Consider the following 17,511-nt stretch of genomic DNA (forward strand, 5'->3'; position numbering starts at 1 on the left):
TCAACGTTACGCGCCCGTGGCCGGGGTGCCGCCGTCGGGCCGCAGCGCGGCGTCGATCAGCGCGACCGTGCGGTCGGTGCCGTCGAGGGCGCCGACGGATGCCGCGGCCTGCGCCATCGCGGCGAGGCGATCGCGATCGGCCAGCAGGGGCACGAGCTCGCGCTCCACCCACTCGGGCAGGAACGCCGCATCGTCGACGAGGATGCCGCCGCCCGCGGCGACCACGTCGGCCGCGTTGAAGCGCTGCTCGCCGTTGCCCACGGGGTACGGCACGTACACCGCCGGGATGCCGAGCGCGGCGAGCTCGCTGACGGTCGCCGCGCCGGCGCGGGAGACGGCGGCGTCGGCGATCGCGAGGGCGAGGTCCATGCGGTCGGCGTACTCGACCATGCGGTAGTCGGGCAGGCGGGGGTCCTCGACCTCGGACTTCGCCCCCGTGACGTGCAGCACCTGCCAGCCGGTCGCGACCAGCGCGGCCGCGCTCTCGACCATCGTGCGGTTGATCCGCCGGGCGCCGAGCGATCCGCCCGTCGCGAGCAGCACGGGCCGGGCCGGGTCGAGGCCGAACAGCGCGGCCGCCTCGTCGCGACGCGACGCGCGGTCGAGCTCCTCGATCTCGCGGCGCAGCGGCATGCCGACGAACTCGGCCCGCGGGAGCGGCGTGCCGCGGAAGGCCACGCCCACGCGCGCGGCGAAGCGCGCGCCGAGCCGGTTGGCCAGGCCGGGGCGCGCGTTCGCCTCGTGGATCACGACCGGCACGCCTGCCCGACGGGCGGCGAGGTAGGCGGGCGTCGCGACGTACCCGCCGAAGCCGACGACGGCGTCGACGCCGCGCTCGGCGATGATCGCGGCGACGTCGGCGATCGATCGACGGAAGCGCGAGGGGAATCGCAGCGCGGCACCGTTCGGCCGGCGCGGGAAGGGCACCTTCTCGATCGTGAGCAGCTCGTAGCCGCGGGCCGGGACGAGGCGTGCCTCGAGCCCCTCCGCCGTGCCCAGCACGAGCACCTGCGCCTCCGGGTCGCGCTCGCGGAGCCGGTCGGCGACGGCGAGCAGCGGGTTCACGTGGCCGGCGGTGCCACCGCCGGCGAGCAGGTAGGTCGTCATCGCGCGCGTGCCGCCCGTGCCGCACGTCGCTGCTCGGACCGCGCCGCGGCGCGGGCCGGCGCCTCGGGGTCGCGGGCGACCGAGAGCACCACGCCGATCGCGAACAGGGTGGTCAGGAGCGCGGTGCCGCCCGCGGAGACGAGCGGCAGCGGAACGCCGAGGACGGGGAAGACGCCGAGCACGACACCGATATTGACACACGCCTGGCCGACGACCCAGACGAGCACCGCCGCCGAGACCGTCCGGCCGAACGGCGTCGCGGCGTTCCGGAGCACGCGGGCCAGCGCGATCGCGAGCACCACGAACAGCCCGATCACGACGATCGCCCCGATGAGCCCGAGCTCCTCGCCGATGATCGCGAAGATGAAGTCGTTGTCGGCGGCCGGCAGCCACGACCACTTCGCGGCCGAGTTGCCGAGCCCGACGCCGAAGATCCCGCCGTTCGCGAGCGCGAACGTGCCGTGCTGGATCTGCCAGCAGTCGGCCGTGTCGTAGCGCGTGCAGTGCTCCTGGAGGAACGCGGTGATGCGCCGCATCCGGTTCTCGCTCGAGATCGCCACCAGCCAGAACGCGACCGCGCCGACGACGAGCGGGATCACCAGCAGCCGCAGCCGCACGCCGATGAGGAAGAGCGTGCCGAGCAGCATCGCGGCCATGACCATGACCGTGCCGAGGTCGCCGCCGAGCAGCACCAGCCCGATCGCCCCGCCGCCGACGAGCAGGATCGGCATGATCCCCTGGCCGAACTCGTGCAGGTGGTCCTGCTTCTTGGTCACGATGAGGCCGAGCCAGAGGACGAGTGCGACCTTGATGAGCTCGGACGGCTGGAACTGCACGGGGCCGAGCCGGAGCCAGTTCGTGTTGCCGCCGACCTCGACGCCGAGCGGCGTGGCGACGACCAGCAGCTGCAGCACACAGGCGACGCCGAGCACCAGCCAGGCGATGCGCATCCAGAAGCCCTCGGGCATGCGCCCGGCGAGCAGCATCACGGGCACGCCGATCAGGGCGTAGGTCGCCTGCTGCATCGCGCGCGACGTGAAGTCGCCGTCGTTCTCGAGGCCGGATTCGACGATCGAGGACGAGAGCACCATGATGAGCCCGAGCAGCACGAGGAAGACCGTCGTGCCGAGCAGGAGGAAGTAGTCCTTCGACTCGGGCCGGAACGCGCCGAGCCGGATCCGGGCGGCCAGGCCCGAGGGCTCAGCGGCCTTCGGCGGGCGGCTCGTCCGAGGCGGGCTCGTCATGCGACTCCCCTCCGAGCCGGGCGCGGACGGCGTCGGAGAATCGCCGGCCGCGGTCGGCGTAGTCCGCGAACTGGTCCATGGATGCCGCCGCGGGCGCGAGGAGCACGGTGTCGCCGTCCTCCGCGACCGAGGCCGCCAGGGCGACCGCGTCGGGCATCACGCTCTCAGTGTCATCCGTGACCACCTCGAAGAGGGGCAGTGCGGGCGCGTGTCGGCGGAACGCCTCGACGAGCGCCGCCCGGTCGCGCCCGATGACGATCGCCGCGCGCAGCCGCGCGGCGTGCCGCGCGACGAGCGCGTCGGCGTCGACGCCCTTGAGGAGCCCGCCCACGATCCAGACGACGCGGCCGAAGGCGCGCAGCGACGCCTCGGCCGCGTGCGGGTTCGTCGCCTTCGAGTCGTCGATCCAGCGGATGCCGCCGGCCACCGCGACGGTCTCGATCCGGTGCGCGTCGAGGCGGAAGGTCGCGAGCGCATCGTGGACGACCCGCACCGGAACGTCGTACGAGCGCGCGAGCGCCGACGCCGCGAGGATGTTCGCGACGATGTGGGGCGCGGCGAGCCCGTGGGGCTCGAGCTCCTCGAGGGTCGTGATCTCGAGGGCCGCCGTGCGGCGGTCGTCGAGGAACGCCCGGTCGCACAGGATCCCGTCGACGACGCCGAAGTCGCTCGGTCCGGGCGTGTCGAGCCCGAAGCCGATGGCGCGGGCCCCCTCCTCGACCTCGGCGTACTCGACCATCGTCCGGGTCGCCTCGTCGGCGCGGTTGTACACGCACGCGACCTTGGTGTTGGCGTACACCTTGCCCTTCGCGTCACGGTAGGCGTCGGCCGAGCCGTGCCAGTCGAGGTGGTCGTCGGCGATGTTCAGGCAGACGCTCGAGTACGGATGGATCGCGCCGGGGCCGTCGGTCGGCAGGCGATGCAGCTGGAAGCTCGACAGCTCCACGACGAGCACGTCGTAGCCGAGCGGATCGCGGACCGCGTCGAGCACCGGCACGCCGATGTTCCCGCACGGCGCGACCCTGACGCCGTTCGCGGCGATGAGGGTCGCCGCCAGCTGCACGGTCGTGGTCTTGCCGTTCGTGCCGGTGACGAGCATCCACTCGGCGGCCCTGACCTTGTCGCGCACGCGCCACGCCAGCTCGATGTCGCCCCACACCGGGACGCCGTGCTCCTCCGCCCACGCGACCACGGGGTGGTCGGGCCGGAATCCCGGCGAGACCACGACGAGATCGGGGGCGGATGCCGCGAGCTCATCGGGAACGGCGTCGAGCGGATGCGACGCGAACCGCACGCCGATCACCTCGAGGATCCGCTCGCGGTCCTCATCGCGGTCGCGCGCGTAGACGGTGACCTCGGAGCCGAGCTCGGCGAGCGTGTCGGCCACGGCGAATCCCGTGACGCCCAGGCCGAGGACGGCGACCCGAAGGCCGCGCCATCCGTCGGCATGCCAGCTCGTCAGACCTTCGAGGCGCGCGGCGCGCGCAGCGGCATCGGTCAACTCTGCAGCCACTCGAAGTAGAACGCGCCGACGCCCGCCGCGACGAACAGGCCCGCGATGATCCAGAAGCGCACCACGATCGTGACCTCGGCCCAGCCCTTGAGCTCGAAGTGGTGGTGGATCGGACTCATCAGGAAGATCCGCTTGCCGCCGGTGACCCGGAAGTATGCACGCTGCACGATCACCGAGCCTGCCTCGATCACGAACAGGCCGCCGAGCAGCAGCAGGAGCAACTCGGTCTGGCTCGTGACCGCGAGCGCCGCGAGCGCGCCGCCCAGTGCGAGGGACCCCGTGTCGCCCATGTAGATGTGCGCCGGGTTCGTGTTCCACCACAGGAAGCCGACGACGGCGCCCACGATCGCGGTCGCCACGATCGCGAGGTCGAGCGGATCGCGCACGTCGTAGCTGCGGTAGAGATCGTCGGGATTGAGGTTCTCGCTGAAGCGCGACTGGTTGAACTGCCAGAAGCCGATGATGATGAACGAGCCGATCGCGAGGATCGAGGCCCCGGAGGCGAGGCCGTCGAGTCCGTCGGTGACGTTGACGCCGTTCGAGGCGGCCGCGGCGATGAGCACGATCCACACCACGTACGCGATGATGCCGACCACCGTGCCGAGCACCATGAAGTCGAGCGGGAGGTCGCGGATGAACGAGATCTTCGTCGTCGCTGGCGTCGCGCCCTCCTCGTTCGGGAACTGCAGGGCCAGGAGCGCGAACGCCGCCGCCACGATCGTCTGCCCGGCGATCTTCGCCCAGCCGCCGAGCCCGAGGCTCTGCTTCTTGCGCGTCTTGAGGAAGTCGTCGACGAAGCCCACGAGCCCGAGTCCCACCATCATGAACAGCACCAGCAGTCCCGACGCCGTCGGGCCGTCGCCGATGAGCAGCGTCGCCGAGAAGTACCCGAACAGCGTGCCCAGGATGAAGATGATGCCGCCCATCGTGGGCGTCCCGCGCTTGACGTGGTGGGTCTTCGGTCCGTCGTCGCGGATGAACTGGCCCCACCCGAGCCGCGTGAACAGCCGGATGAACAGCGGCGTCAGGAAGAGCGTGAAGGAGAGCGACAATGCTCCGGCGGTCAGAAGTGCTCTCACGCGAACCATTCTCCCAGTCGGTCGCCGAGGTGGCGGAGGCCCGCCGAGTTCGACGATTTCACGAGCACGGTGTCGCCGGGGCGCACCGTCGACGTCACGAGGTCGAACGCCTCGTCGGCCGTCTCGACGTAGGTGGACTCGCCGTCCCACGAGCCCTCGTTGATCGCCGTGATGTGCAGGCGCCGCGCACCCGCCCCCACGACGACGAGCTGCGAGACCCCCAGCCGCACGGCGAGCAGGCCGATGCGGTCGTGCTCCTCGCCCGAGAACTCGCCCAGCTCGCTCATCTCGCCGAGCACCGCGATCGTGCGGCTCTCGGGTCGCTTGACCTGGGCGAGCGTCTTCAGCGCCGCCGCGACCGAGTCGGGGCTGGCGTTGTACGCGTCGTTGATCACCGTGATGCCGTGCCGGCCGCCCATGACCTGCATGCGCCACTGCTCGGCGAGCGTCACGCGCTCGAGCCCAGCGACGATGGTCGTGAGCGGCACCCCCAGCTCGCGCGCCGCCGCGATCGCGGCGAGGGCGTTCATCACGTGGTGCTCGCCCAGCACCGAGAAGCTCACGCGCGCCGACTCGCCACCGGGGACCGTCACCGTGAACTCGGTGCCGCGCGCATGCACGACCATGTCGGTCGCGCGCACCTCCGCGCGCTCCCCCAACCCGAACCACACGACGCGCGCGGCCGTGACGTCCGCCATGGGCACCACACGCGGGTCGTCGGCGTTCAGCACCGCGACATCCGTCGGCAGCAGGTCGGTGACCATCTCGGACTTGGCCTGCACGGTCTTCTCGATGCCGCCGAACTCGCCGGCGTGCGCAAGGCCGACCTTGAGGACGATGCCGACGTCGGGACGCGCCATCCGGATCAGCCGCGCGATCTCGCCGACGCCGGAGGCGCCCATCTCGGCCACGAGGTACTCGGTCTCCTCGGTGAGCTCGAGCATGGTCGTCGGCGCGCCGACCTCGTTGTTGTAGCTCTTGCGGGCCGCGACCGTCGGGCCGACCTGCTCGAGCACGGTGCGCAGCAGGTTCTTCGTGGTCGTCTTGCCGTTGGAGCCCGTGACCCCCACGATCTTGAGGCGGCCGAGCGCCCGGACCCGTCGCACGACCTCGGTCGCCAGGGCGCCGAGCGCCTCGACCGAGTCCTCGACCACGACCTGCGGGACGCGCAGGTCGAGCGGGTGCTCGACGATGAGCAGGGCGGCGCCCCGCTCGACGGCGCCGGGCGCGAAGCGGTGACCGTCGTCGAACTCGCCGCGCTTGGCCACGAACACGCCGCCCGGGACGGCCTCGCGCGAGTCCGTCGTGACGGGACCGTCGACGACCGTCGCCCCCGTCGCGTCGGTGCCGCTCGCCTCGAGCCGCCCGGCGGTCGCGGCCACGACCTCCGCCAACGTCAGCGCGATCATTCGAGCCACCCCGCTTCCTGCAGTGCCAGCCGGGCGTCGTCCCGTGCCGAGTACGGATGCTTCACGCCCGCGACCTCCTGGTAGTCCTCATGGCCCGGCCCCGCGTAGAGCACCGCGTCGCCCTCGCCGGCAAGGGCGAGCGCCTGCCGGAAGGCGGCACGCGGGTCGGGGATCTCGTGGATCTCGCGATCGGGCACGGCGGCCCGCGCCCCGGCGATGAGCGCCGCGCGGATCGCGGCCGGATCCTCCCAGCGCGGGTGGAAGTCGGTGATCACGAGCGAGTCCGCGCCGCGCGCGGCGATCGCGCCCATGTCGGCGCGCTTGGTCGTGTCGCGGTCGCCGTCGGCACCGAACACCATCACGATCCGGCCGTCGGTCGTGCGCCGGATCGCGTCGAGCGTCTGCCGGAACGCGTCGGGCGTGTGGCCGTAGTCGATGTAGACGACCGGGCCGCGCTCACCCGACACGCGTTCGGCACGGCCGGGGATGTACGCGTCGATGCCGTGCTCGGCGACCGCGCGTGCGATCAGGTCGAGGTCGTGACCCGCCTCGACGAGCATCACGACCGCGAGCGCCGCATTGGCGGCCATGAAGTGGCCGATGAGCGGAACGCGCGTCTCGAGGGCGCGGCCGTCGGGGGCGACGAGGCGGAACGCCGTGTGCGTCGGGGCCTCCTCGAGGAGGGTCATGGTCCAGTCGGCATCGGTACCGGGCTCGGTCGCGAGGGTCGTGACCGGGATGCGGGACTCGGCCACCAGTCGCCGACCCCACTCGGAGTCGATCGTGACGACGCCGCGGCGCGCCCGCTCGGGCGTGAAGAGCTCGCGCTTGGCGTCGAAGTACTCCTCCATCGAGGCGTAGTCGTCGAGGTGGTCGTGTGAGAGGTTCGTGAAGCCCACGACGTCGAACACCAGCCCGTCGACGCGGTGCCGGCTGAGCGCCTGCGCCGAGACCTCGATGCCCACGGCGCGGACGTCGACCTCGCGCATGCGCGCGAGCAGCGCATGCAGCTCGCTCGCCTCGGGCGTCGTGAGCGAGCTCGTGACGGCCTCGTCACCGATCCGGCGCTCGGCCGTGGAGGTCAGGCCCGCGGTGAGTCCGAGTTGGCGCAGGACGGCGTAGAGCAGGTAGACCACGCTGGTCTTGCCGTTGGTGCCCGTGACCCCGAACAGCGTCGCCGGGTTCTCCGCGGTGCGGTGGATCCACGCAGCGACCTCGCCGAGCGCCGCACGGGCGTCGGGCGTGACCAGCACGGGCAGGCCCGCGCCGGCGGCGTGCTCGGCGCCCGCTGGATCCGTCAGCACCGCCACGGCGCCGTTCTCGGCGGCCTGCGCGGCGAACTCGGCCCCGTGGGCGTTGCGGCCGGGGACGCCGACGTAGAGGTCGCCGCCCTGGACCGCCCCGGAGGCGATGGCGACGCCCGTCACGTCGATCTCGTCGATCCCGCCGCGCACCTCGAATCCGAACGCCTCCGCAAGGCCGCGGAGCGAACGAGGACCGGGGTGCTGCGGCCGGAGTGCCGTGGGAGGCGTTCCGGTCACGAACCCAACTTTCTACCAGGTGGCTGGCAACTCGGGCGCCGGGGCGCCGGATGGAACCGTCCGATACTTCTTCAGCACCTGGCTCATCACCTGCTGGAACACAGGAGCCGATGCGGCGGACGAATTCATCTTAACGGGGTCCATGATGCTCACCGAAACGACGAACTCGGGGTCGTCGGCCGGAGCGAAGCCCGACACCGAGACCAAGTGGCCCGACTGGTAGCCGCCGTTGCCGTCGGAGACCTGGGCCGTTCCGGTCTTCGCGGCCACCCGGTAGCCGGGGATCTCCCACTTGTCTGCGAGCCACCCCTCGAGGTAGACGCGCTCCAGCATCTGCGCGGTCTCGTCGGCGGCCTTCTCGGACACGACGCGGTGCCCCTCGGTCGACGCGGCCTCGGTCACCGTGCCGTCGGGCTGACGGCATCCGTCGACGAGCGTCACCGGCATGCGGACGCCCCCGTTCGCGAGGGTCTGGTACACGCTCGCGACCTGGACCGCCGTCGTCGTCAGGCCCTGGCCGAACATCGTGGCGTACTTGGTCTGGTTGTCCCACTCGTCGGGGCCGCCGTGCAGGTCGCCGGACGCCTCGCCCGCGAAGCCGACCTCGGTCGTCGTGCCGAGTCCGAAGTCGAGCATGTCCTCGTAGCGCTGCTCGTCGCTCACGCGCTCGCCGAACAGTGACATCGCGGTGTTCGAGGAATCGATGAGCATGCCGGTCATCGTGTAATTGGTCGGTCCGTGGAAGAAGCTGTCGTTGACGTCGGCGCCGTTGGCCGGCAGGTACCGGTAGTCGGCGGTCACGCCGCTCATCGGGTCGCCCTTTCCGGCGTCGATCACCGACGCCGAGGTGAGCGCCTTGAACGTCGACCCCGGTTCGAACGGCGCAGTGAACGAGCGCGAACCGCGATCGTCGGACTCCGTCGACGACGGCGCGTTGGGATCGACCGTGGGCACGTCGGCGACCGCGAGCAGGCGACCGGTCTTCGCCTCCATGACCGTGACGGTCGCCCACTGCGCACCCGTGGCCTGGACCTGCTCGGCGGCGACGCGCTGCACGAAGTACTGCAGGTCGGCGTCGATCGTCAACTGCAGGTCGCCCCCGTCGCGCGCCTGGGTGTGCACCTGCTCCGACCCCGGGATCGCGACCCAGTCCTTGAGGCTGTGCAGGTAGCTCATCTCGCCGTCCTCGGCGGCCAGGCACGCGTCCTCCGAGAACTCCAGCCCCGCGAGCGCGTCGCCCTCGTCGCCGACGAAGCCGAGGAGGTTGCCCGCGACGGCGCCGTTCGGGTACCGGCGGCTCGGGTGCTCGTACGGCACCACCCACGGGATGTCGAGCGCCTTGACCTGCTCGTACGTCTCGGTGTCGACCAGCTTCGCGACGTAGGCGAAGTCCGAGTCGGGATCGGCCGCGAGCGATGCGTCGATGAGCGCCCGGAGCTCCTCGGTCGTCCGGCCGATCACCCCCCCGAGCTCGGCGAGCACCTGCTCCACCGGCACCTCGACCTCGATCCGCTTCGACGGATCGGATGGGTCGGCCTCCTCGCGGACCACGGGCCCGAGCAGCGCCTGCTTCGGTGAGAGCGCGATGTCGTAGCGCATCACGCTCTCGGCGAGCACGGTGCCGTTCGCGTCGAGGATCGCGCCGCGTTCGCCGTGGAGCACCCGGGTCTGCGACCGCACATCCTGCGACGCCTCGTTGAGCTCCGCGGCGCGGACGACCTGGATGTCGACGAGCCGGACGACGAACCAGCCGACCATGATGACCAGCGCGAGTCCTGCCGCGATGACACGGCGCACGGGCCGCCGGCTCACTCGGTTCATCGGCGGATTCCACTCCCCTCGCTGCGGTCGTCGTTCGGTGCGTCGTGATCGGTCAGTGGGTGGCGGGAGTCGGAAGGCCGCCCTCGAGCGGGGGCGGCGAGGCCGGTGTGCCATCGGTCGCCGGCGACGGCACGCCCTCTTCCGAAGTCTCCCCCGCGGCCTGCTCCGTGACGAGCGGCACGCCGTCGATCAGGGCATTCGGCACGAGCGGGGCGGATGACACGCCCGCACCGGCGGCCGCGGTGGGCTCGCCGAGCACGGCCCCGTCGGAGAGCCGCAGGTAGACGGGATCGGAGTTCGGCACCATGCCGAGCGCCTCGGCGTTGGCGGCGAGGAACTGCGGCGACTCGAGCCGGTCGAGGTCGTCGGAGAGCTTCTGCTCCTCGCGTCGCAGCTCGGCCTGCTTCAGCAGCTGGGCGTCGAGTTCATAGGCGCCCTGCGTCATCGCGATCGAGAGCAGCAGCTGCACCATCGCGATGATGCCGATCGAGACGAGGGCGACCACGGCGTACGCGAGACGCGGCCGGGCCCGGCGGACCGCGTCGGGAACAGGTCGGAGGCGGGGCGTGCGGACGGGCGCCGTTCCGGACGCGGGGCGGCGGGCGGGTCGGGTCTGGGCCGGCAGTGCGCTCACGACGGCCTCCTCACTCGTTCTGCGGCGCGCAGTCGCACCGGCTTGGCACGCGGGTTCTCCGCCTGCTCGGCCTCGCTCGCGAGTTCGGCGCCCCTGACGAGGAGCCGGAACTGCGGGCGATGCTCGGGAAGCTCCATCGGCAGTCCGGCGGGGGCCGTGGAGCTGGTCGCCGCCGCGAGGACCCGCTTGACGAGCCGGTCCTCCAGCGACTGGTAGGCGAGGACCACCATGCGGCCCTCGACGGCGACGAGGTCGAGCGCGGCGGGCAGCGCCCGCTCGAGCACGGAGAGCTCCTCGTTCACCTCGATGCGCAGGGCCTGGAAGACCCGCTTGGCCGGATGGCCCGCCCGCTGCACCGCGGCAGGTGTCGCGTCGTGCAGCACCTCGACCAGGCGGCCGGAGCGCGTGATCGGCGCGCTCTCACGCGCCCGGACGATCGCCCGGGCGTATCGCGCCGCGAGCTTCTCCTCGCCGTAGTCGCGGAAGATGCGGCGCAGGTCGGCTTCGGAGTACTCGGCGATCACGTCGGCCGCGGTGCGTCCGCGCGTCGAGTCCATGCGCATGTCGAGCGGCGCATCCTTCGCGTAGGCGAACCCGCGCTCGGCCCGGTCGAGCTGCAGCGACGAGACGCCGAGGTCGAAGAGGATGCCGTGCACCTCGTCGAACCCCTCGCCGTGAACCGCCGCGGCGATGCCGTCGTAGACCGTGTGCACGAACCGGGCGCGGTCGCCGAATCGTGCGAGCCGTTGGCGCGCGATCGCGAGCGCATCGGTGTCGCGGTCGAGCCCGATGGCCACGGCCCCCGGGAACCGCTCCAGCACCGCGGCGGTGTGCCCGCCCATGCCGAGCGTGGCATCGACGAACACGGCGCCGTCACGGTCGAGCGCCGGTCCGAGGAGCTCGAGCGTGCGCTCGAGCATCACCGGGGTGTGGATCCGTTCGATGTCCATGATGTCTCCCACTCCCGGCCCTCCGGGTTCTGATCCCCATCCGTTCGTCCTGCTGCGGGGAAGTGCAGCAGGCTCGCACGGCTGGGAGTCGGAGCCCGGGGACTCAGAAGAGTCCGGGGATCACCTCCTCCGCCGTCTCTGCGAAGGCCGCCTCCTGCTCGGCGAGGTAGCTCTGCCACGCCGCCGCATCCCAGATCTCCACCCGCGTTCCCGCGCCGATGACCGTGAGGTCTCGGTCGAGCCCCGCATACGTGCGGAGGTTCGCGGGGATGGTGACCCGATGCTGCTTGTCGGGGGTCTCCGCAGAGGCCCCTGAGAGGAAGACGCGCATGTAATCGCGCGCCTGCTTGCTCGTGACGGGGGCTTGGCGGATCTTCTCGCTCATGCTCTCGAACTCCCGCGCGCTGAACACGTAGATGCAGCGCTCCTGACCTCGCGTGAGCACGAGGCCGTTCGACAGCTCATCCCGGAACTTCGCCGGAAGAATGACGCGGCCTTTCTCGTCGAGCTTCGGTTCGTAGCTTCCGAGGAACATCGCGTCACCCCCATCCTCCGGCCCAGGAACCAGGTGCTGGTCTCCACTTTACTCCACTGTCCTCCACCAGACAACGACCTTGGCTCGTTTCCCGGTGTTTCACCTCAGTGGAGGCCCGGATTCTCAGGCATCTCGGAGGTGGAGGGAAGTGGGGGTCGCAGCCACGCCGATCACGCCGGGGGTTGACATCCGCCCCACGCAATCCGTACGAAACCCCGCGGACCGTGGCGATCCGGCCGCGATCGCGGCTCGGCGGGCGCCGGCTGCGCCTGGGTGGTGGGAAGTGGAGGACCCGGGTGGCGGGATGTGGAGGGCCCGGGTGGCTGGGAGTGGAGGGCGGCGAATACGGCACCGGCGCCGACCCCGGACACGAAGAACGGGCCGATCGATGATCGGCCCGTCAGTCGGTGGTCAGTGCGTGGTGCGCGTCAGTCGCGGCCCTCCTGGCGACGGTCCCAGCGCTCGTTGAGCCGGTCCATGAAGCCCCCGCGCGACTTGGGCTGGCGCGACTGGCTGCCGGACGGACCGGGCATGCCCGACATGGGGGTCGCGGAGGCCGGGCGCTTGGACGGCGTGATCGCGACGAGCACGCCGACGAACATGAGTGCGAAGCCGAGCACGCCGATGATGAGGAGGTGCGACGCCACCCCGCCGATGAGCGCCCCTGCGCCCGCGACGGCGAGCAGCACGCCGAGCACGATCGCCCGGTAATTGGGTCGCCCGCGACCGGCACCTCCGACCGTCGCGACGAAATCCGCGTCGTTCTTGTAGAGGTTCCGCTCCATCTCCTCGAGAAGGCGTTGCTCCTGCTCTGAAAGCGGCATCTCATTCCCCTCATGCTCGGGACCGACGCTTCGTGACGCCATTCTAGTCCTCCGCGTCGTCGGTAGGCTAGGACGATGGTCCCGGCCCCCCGAACCGTCGCTCTGGTGAACGAACGCCTCGAGGAGTTCCTCGCCGACCGTGCCTCCATTCTCCGCTCGATCGCGACCGACCTCGACCCGATGTCGGAATTCTCCAAGCGCTTTCTCAGCGGTGGCAAGCGTTTCCGGGCGCAGTTCTGCCACCGCGGCTGGCAGGCCGTCCGCGGCCCCGCCGGCGAGCGCTCCGACGCCGCCTCCGTCGGCGAGCGGTACGCCGTGGTCTCGGCCTCCGCGGCGCTCGAGGTGTTCCACGCGGCGGCGCTCGTGCACGACGACCTCATCGACAACTCCGACACGCGGCGAGGCGCGCCATCCGCCCACCGGGTCTTCGAGGCGCAGCACCGCGACTCGGGCTGGGCCGGCAGCGCGCCCGACTACGGTCGGGCCACCGCCGTGCTGCTCGGCGACCTCCTGCTCGGCTGGAGCGACGAACTGCTCGACGAGGGGCTCGCCGCGCTGCACGACCCCGCAGCGGCGCGCGCGGCGCGGCTGGAGTTCAACCGCATGCGCACCGATGTCACCGTCGGCCAGTACCTCGACATCCTCGAGGAGCGGGCGTGGCTCGCCATGCCCGACGACGAGCAGCGCACGCGCGCCGAGCGCGTCGTCGTGTTCAAGTCGGCCAAGTACAGCATCGAGGCGCCGCTGGTCATCGGCGGCGCGATCGCCGGCGGTTCTGCGACCGAGCTCGATGCACTCCGCGCGTTCGGCCTGCCGCTCGGCATTGCGTTCCAGCTGCGCGACGACCTGCTTGGCGTCTACGGCGACCCCGCCGTCACCGGAAAGCCCGCGGGCGACGACCTCAGGGAGGGCAAGCGCACGCTGCTCGTCGCGATCGCGCGCGAACGCCTGGCGCCGAACGCTCGGCGACTGGTCGACGGACTGCTGGGCGATCCCGACCTCGATGCCGGCCAGGTGCGGATGCTGCAGGACACCATCCGCGACTGCGGCGCGGTGGACGAGCTCGAGCGGATCATCGACGAGAACACCGAGCGCGCGATGGCGGCGCTGGAGTCCGCGCCGATCGACCGCGACGCCGCGAGCGGCCTCGGCGAGCTGGCGCGCGCCGTGACGCGACGCGCGAGCTGAGACCCGCAGTCCGCCCTAGGCGAGCGCCTGGGCGACGCGTCGCACCTCGGACTTGCGACCCGCTCGGAGCGCCGCGATGGGCGTCGTGCCCAGGCTGTCCTCTTCTCCGAGCAGCCATTCGAGCGATTCGGCGTCGGTGAAGCCGGCATCGGCGAGCACCATGGCCGTGCCGTGGAGTTCGGGGAGCGGCGCGTCGTCCCGCAGGAACACCGCGGGAACCTTCAGCACGCCGTCGACCCGCGCGGCGAGCAGGTAGCGCTCGTCGATCAGGCGGCGGATGCGACTCGGGGTCTGGCCCAGTCGTTCGACGAGGTCGGGAACGGTCAGCCACTCGGTCTGCTCGGCGTCGGTCACGCGTACAGACTGCCACGCGAGCGGGCGGCCTGGGAACCGCTTCCGCGGCGAGGCGCGGCGACGCGCGAGGATGAGTTTGACTCGCCTCCCCCACCGTGAGACGGTGACCGCATCCGCTCAGGGCGGAGGGGGATCATGGAGCACACCACGGGGGCCGCGCCCGCCGGCGACGAGGCCGACGGCGGCACCGTCGCTCCGCGCACCGGCCCGCGCCGCGGCATCCGCCGACTGCTCACGCTGCCCGTCGCGGTCGCGAGCACGGTCGCCGTCACGCTCGGCATCGTCCAGCCCGCCGCGGCCGCCGCACCCACCGTCAAGCGGCAGGCGAAGGCCAAGGCGCAGTCCGCCGCCCCCGCCGCGGTGCGCAGCACGGCCGCCGTCGCCTCGACCGTGCCGGCCGAGGTGGAGGTGCTCGAGGGCGATACCGTCAGCGCCATCGCGGCCCGCTACGGCCTGTCCACGGCCGAGGTGCTCGCCGAGAACGGACTGAGCTGGTCGAGCCTGATCTTCCCCGGCCAGCGGCTCGCGCTGCCGGGCGGGGCCGCCGCCGCGTCGAGCACTCCGCCGGTGTCGCGACCCGAGATCGATCGGCACGTCGTGGCGGCGGGCGACACCGTGAGCGGCATCGCCGCGGCGCACGGACTCGACGTCGACGTGGTGCTCAGCGCCAACGGCCTGAGCCGCGCGAGCCTGATCTTCCCCGGCCAGGCGATCGTGCTGCCGGCGACGGATGGCACCGACTCCGACGCGGATGCCGCAGCGGCACCCGCGGCACCGCCGCCCGCCGCGGACGCGGCGCCGAACCCGCCGGAGCCGGTCGAGGCGACCGCGGTCGTGATGCTCGACGTCGGGCTGGACGAGGAGATGCGGGCGAACGCGCGCATCGTGGTCGACGTCGGCCGCGCGCTCGGCATCCCCGACCGGGGCATCGTCATCGCCCTCGCCGCCGCCGCGCAGGAGTCCGGCCTGCGCAACCTCGACCACGGCGACCAGGACTCGCTCGGCCTGTTCCAGCAGCGTCCGAGCCAGGGCTGGGGAACCCCCGAGCAGGTGCGCGACCCGGTCCGTGCGGCCGCCGCGTTCTACGGCGGCCCCGCCTCGCCCACGGTCGGGACGGCACCCGGCCTGCTCGACGTCGAGGGCTGGGAAGCGATGCCCCTCACGGAGGCCGCGCAGGCCGTGCAGCACAGCGCGCACCCCGGCCACTACGCCAAGTGGGAGACCTCGGCCGAGCGGTGGCTCGCCGAGCTCGGATGACGCTCGCTCCGCGACATCCCATCGTCACGATGACGTTGCGATCCGACCACGCCCGGCGTTTGTTCATCTGGCGGCATACGTGCCTTCGTACACTCGTACGGTGACCACCGCGCCCGCCGACCCGATGATCGGCCGTCTCGTCGACGGCCGCTATCAGGTGCGCTCGCGGATCGCACGCGGCGGCATGGCCACCGTCTACCTCGCGACCGACCTCCGCCTCGAGCGGCGCGTGGCGATCAAGGTCATGCACGGCCACCTCGCCGACGACAACACGTTCAAGACGCGCTTCGTGCAGGAGGCGCGGTCCGCCGCGCGCCTCGCGCACCCGAACGTGGTCAACGTGTTCGACCAGGGACAGGACGCCGACATGGCGTACCTCGTCATGGAGTACCTGCCCGGCATCACGCTCCGCGACCTCCTCAAGGACTACAAGCGGCTCACGCCCGAGCAGACCGTCGACATCCTCGACGCCGTGCTCTCGGGCCTCGCCGCCGCGCACAAGGCCGGCATCGTGCACCGCGACCTGAAGCCCGAGAACGTGCTGCTCGCCGACGACGGCCGCATCAAGCTCGGCGACTTCGGGCTCGCGCGCGCCGCGAGCGCGAACACCGCGACCGGGCAGGCCCTGCTCGGCACGATCGCGTACCTCTCCCCCGAGCTCGTGACCCGAGGGGTCGCCGATGCCCGCAGCGACATCTACGCGCTCGGCATAATGACGTACGAGATGCTCACGGGCGAGCAGCCCTACGTGGGCGAGGCGCCTATGCAGATCGCCTACCAGCACGCCAACGAGTCGGTCCCCGCGCCGAGCACCCGCAACCCCGCGGTGCCGCACGAGCTCGACGAGCTGGTGCTGTGGGCGACCGCTCGCGACCCCGACGCGCGGCCTGCCGACGCCCGCATCATGCTCGAACGCCTCCGCGAGCTCGAACCGCGCATCCGGCCCACGCAGCCGCGCGCCTCCGCCGGCGACACCATAGTCATCGGCGCGCTCGATTCCGCGCCGACCGCCGAGACCCGCGTGCTCGCGGCGACGGGCCGCATGGCCGTCGCGCCGGCCGCGACCAAGGATGGGGACGCGGTCGACGGCGATGCCGCCGCACTCACGACGGTCGCAACCCGGCGGCGCCATCGCGGGTACTGGCTCCTCACGCTCGTCCTCCTGCTCACCGGCCTCGCGGCCGGCACCGGATGGTACTTCGGCGCCGGACCCGGATCGCTGGCGACGGTGCCCGACACCACGGGCATGCTCCCCGACAACGCCACCCAGGTCCTCCAGGATGCGGGGTTCCAGGTCGAACCCGCGGAACGGAACGACCCCGAGGTCCCCGTCGGACAGGTGTCCGGGACCGACCCCGCCGACGGTGCGCTCGCACGTCGTGGGTCGACCGTGCAGCTCTTCGTCTCGCTCGGACCGCAGATGCTGGACGTGCCGCCGGTCGTCGGGATGCCCGAGGCCGACGCCCGCACGGCCCTCGACGCGTTCACGGTGGCCGACGATGCGTCCGGCCAGTTCTCCGCCGACGTCGAACCCGGTATCGTGGTCGCGCTGCTCGATGCGTCGGGTGCGCCGGTCGGCGCGACCTATCCCGAGCGCGGCGCGATCACGCTCGTCGTCTCCGTCGGCCCGGTGCCGCCGGTGCAGGGTCTCGCGGTGGGCGAGGCGCAGTCGCGTCTCGAGGAGGTGGGCCTGACCGTCGAGCTCGCCGAACCGCAGTACAGCGACGACGTGCCCGTCGACGTCGTGATCACGGCGGACTGGCTCGACGACCCGATGAACCCCGGCGACATCGTGCGCCTGACCGTCTCCCAGGGCCCGGAACCCGTGGCGGTGCCCGACGTGGTCGGGGCGACGATGTCCGACGCGGTCGCGACCCTCGAGGCCGCCGGGTTCTCGGTCGCCTATGAACTGCCCGACATCTTCCTGCCCCTCGCCACCGTCAAGGAGCAGACGCCCGCGGCCGGCGAGACCGCGCCACGCGGCAGCAGCGTGAGGATCGTGGGCTCGCTGACGCTCTGAGCCGCGTCGCGGCGGGCCCGCGGCTCGACGTCGCC

General features: G+C 72.0%; 15 protein-coding genes. 3 read left to right on the forward strand and 12 right to left on the reverse strand.

The window, feature by feature from the left end:
• Nucleotides 1-6 precede the first annotated feature (6 nt).
• The 11 genes from murG to AC3RKB_RS18360 form a co-directional block, all read right to left on the reverse strand.
• Nucleotides 7-1,107: an undecaprenyldiphospho-muramoylpentapeptide beta-N-acetylglucosaminyltransferase gene (murG, locus tag AC3RKB_RS18310; RefSeq protein WP_491437752.1), complete on the reverse strand. Its 1,101-nt coding sequence runs from the start codon at nucleotides 1,105-1,107 to the stop codon at nucleotides 7-9.
• Nucleotides 1,104-2,351, reverse strand: a complete 1,248-nt coding sequence (gene ftsW, locus AC3RKB_RS18315) for a putative lipid II flippase FtsW (protein ID WP_491437753.1) — start codon at nucleotides 2,349-2,351, stop codon at nucleotides 1,104-1,106. Before ftsW ends, murG begins: the two co-directional genes overlap by 4 nt.
• Nucleotides 2,308-3,852 (reverse strand): UDP-N-acetylmuramoyl-L-alanine--D-glutamate ligase, encoded by a 1,545-nt coding sequence (gene murD / locus AC3RKB_RS18320; protein WP_491437754.1) that lies wholly within the window; start codon nucleotides 3,850-3,852, stop codon nucleotides 2,308-2,310. The genes ftsW and murD overlap by 44 nt, the downstream gene beginning before the upstream one ends.
• Nucleotides 3,849-4,943, reverse strand: a complete 1,095-nt coding sequence (gene mraY, locus AC3RKB_RS18325; RefSeq protein ID WP_491437755.1) for a phospho-N-acetylmuramoyl-pentapeptide-transferase — start codon at nucleotides 4,941-4,943, stop codon at nucleotides 3,849-3,851. Before mraY ends, murD begins: the two co-directional genes overlap by 4 nt.
• Entirely contained in the window at nucleotides 4,940-6,352 is a 1,413-nt protein-coding gene (locus AC3RKB_RS18330; protein ID WP_491437891.1) for a UDP-N-acetylmuramoyl-tripeptide--D-alanyl-D-alanine ligase, read from the reverse strand. Before AC3RKB_RS18330 ends, mraY begins: the two co-directional genes overlap by 4 nt.
• Complete coding sequence (locus tag AC3RKB_RS18335) at nucleotides 6,349-7,893, reverse strand: Mur ligase family protein (RefSeq protein WP_491437756.1); 1,545 nt, start codon at nucleotides 7,891-7,893, stop codon at nucleotides 6,349-6,351. The genes AC3RKB_RS18330 and AC3RKB_RS18335 overlap by 4 nt, the downstream gene beginning before the upstream one ends.
• 12 nt (nucleotides 7,894-7,905) lie before the next feature.
• Nucleotides 7,906-9,714, reverse strand: coding sequence for a peptidoglycan D,D-transpeptidase FtsI family protein (locus AC3RKB_RS18340; protein WP_491437757.1), 1,809 nt, complete (start codon nucleotides 9,712-9,714; stop codon nucleotides 7,906-7,908).
• A 52-nt stretch (nucleotides 9,715-9,766) separates the two neighbouring features.
• Nucleotides 9,767-10,348, reverse strand: a complete 582-nt coding sequence (ftsL, locus tag AC3RKB_RS18345; RefSeq protein WP_491437758.1) for a cell division protein FtsL — start codon at nucleotides 10,346-10,348, stop codon at nucleotides 9,767-9,769.
• A complete protein-coding gene (gene rsmH, locus AC3RKB_RS18350; protein WP_491437760.1) occupies nucleotides 10,345-11,298 on the reverse strand; it encodes a 16S rRNA (cytosine(1402)-N(4))-methyltransferase RsmH in 954 nt (317 codons plus the stop codon). Before rsmH ends, ftsL begins: the two co-directional genes overlap by 4 nt.
• 103 nt (nucleotides 11,299-11,401) lie before the next feature.
• Nucleotides 11,402-11,833: a division/cell wall cluster transcriptional repressor MraZ gene (mraZ, locus tag AC3RKB_RS18355; protein WP_465545105.1), complete on the reverse strand. Its 432-nt coding sequence runs from the start codon at nucleotides 11,831-11,833 to the stop codon at nucleotides 11,402-11,404.
• Between the two features lie 428 nt (nucleotides 11,834-12,261).
• Complete coding sequence (locus tag AC3RKB_RS18360) at nucleotides 12,262-12,657, reverse strand: SCO2097 family morphological protein (protein WP_491437762.1); 396 nt, start codon at nucleotides 12,655-12,657, stop codon at nucleotides 12,262-12,264.
• 75 nt (nucleotides 12,658-12,732) lie between these two features.
• On the opposite strand from AC3RKB_RS18360, the gene AC3RKB_RS18365 reads away from it, so the two are divergent.
• On the forward strand, nucleotides 12,733-13,845 hold the full coding sequence (locus tag AC3RKB_RS18365; RefSeq protein WP_491437763.1) for a polyprenyl synthetase family protein: 1,113 nt from the start codon (nucleotides 12,733-12,735) through the stop codon (nucleotides 13,843-13,845).
• A 15-nt stretch (nucleotides 13,846-13,860) separates the two neighbouring features.
• Here AC3RKB_RS18365 and AC3RKB_RS18370 read toward each other — a convergent pair whose 3' ends face one another.
• Nucleotides 13,861-14,199, reverse strand: a complete 339-nt coding sequence (locus AC3RKB_RS18370; RefSeq protein WP_491437764.1) for an Rv2175c family DNA-binding protein — start codon at nucleotides 14,197-14,199, stop codon at nucleotides 13,861-13,863.
• A 135-nt stretch (nucleotides 14,200-14,334) separates the two neighbouring features.
• Here AC3RKB_RS18370 and AC3RKB_RS18375 point away from each other — a divergent pair, with 135 nt between their 5' ends.
• Together AC3RKB_RS18375 and pknB are read left to right on the forward strand one after the other, a co-directional pair.
• Complete coding sequence (locus AC3RKB_RS18375; protein WP_491437765.1) at nucleotides 14,335-15,456, forward strand: LysM peptidoglycan-binding domain-containing protein; 1,122 nt, start codon at nucleotides 14,335-14,337, stop codon at nucleotides 15,454-15,456.
• A 100-nt stretch (nucleotides 15,457-15,556) separates the two neighbouring features.
• A complete protein-coding gene (gene pknB, locus AC3RKB_RS18380) occupies nucleotides 15,557-17,476 on the forward strand; it encodes a Stk1 family PASTA domain-containing Ser/Thr kinase (RefSeq protein WP_491437766.1) in 1,920 nt (639 codons plus the stop codon).
• Nucleotides 17,477-17,511: the final 35 nt, after the last annotated feature.

Source organism: Agromyces capsici (assembly GCF_058349965.1).

Coding starts and splice junctions, on each gene's coding strand:
- murG (WP_491437752.1), bottom strand. CDS start 1,107: ATGACGACCTACCTGCTCGCCGGCGGTGGCACCGCCGGCCACGTGAAC.
- ftsW (WP_491437753.1), bottom strand. CDS start 2,351: ATGACGAGCCCGCCTCGGACGAGCCGCCCGCCGAAGGCCGCTGAGCCC.
- AC3RKB_RS18330 (WP_491437891.1), bottom strand. CDS start 6,352: ATGATCGCGCTGACGTTGGCGGAGGTCGTGGCCGCGACCGCCGGGCGG.
- AC3RKB_RS18340 (WP_491437757.1), bottom strand. CDS start 9,714: ATGAACCGAGTGAGCCGGCGGCCCGTGCGCCGTGTCATCGCGGCAGGA.
- rsmH (WP_491437760.1), bottom strand. CDS start 11,298: ATGGACATCGAACGGATCCACACCCCGGTGATGCTCGAGCGCACGCTC.
- mraZ (WP_465545105.1), bottom strand. CDS start 11,833: ATGTTCCTCGGAAGCTACGAACCGAAGCTCGACGAGAAAGGCCGCGTC.
- AC3RKB_RS18360 (WP_491437762.1), bottom strand. CDS start 12,657: ATGCCGCTTTCAGAGCAGGAGCAACGCCTTCTCGAGGAGATGGAGCGG.
- AC3RKB_RS18365 (WP_491437763.1), top strand. CDS start 12,733: ATGGTCCCGGCCCCCCGAACCGTCGCTCTGGTGAACGAACGCCTCGAG.
- AC3RKB_RS18375 (WP_491437765.1), top strand. CDS start 14,335: ATGGAGCACACCACGGGGGCCGCGCCCGCCGGCGACGAGGCCGACGGC.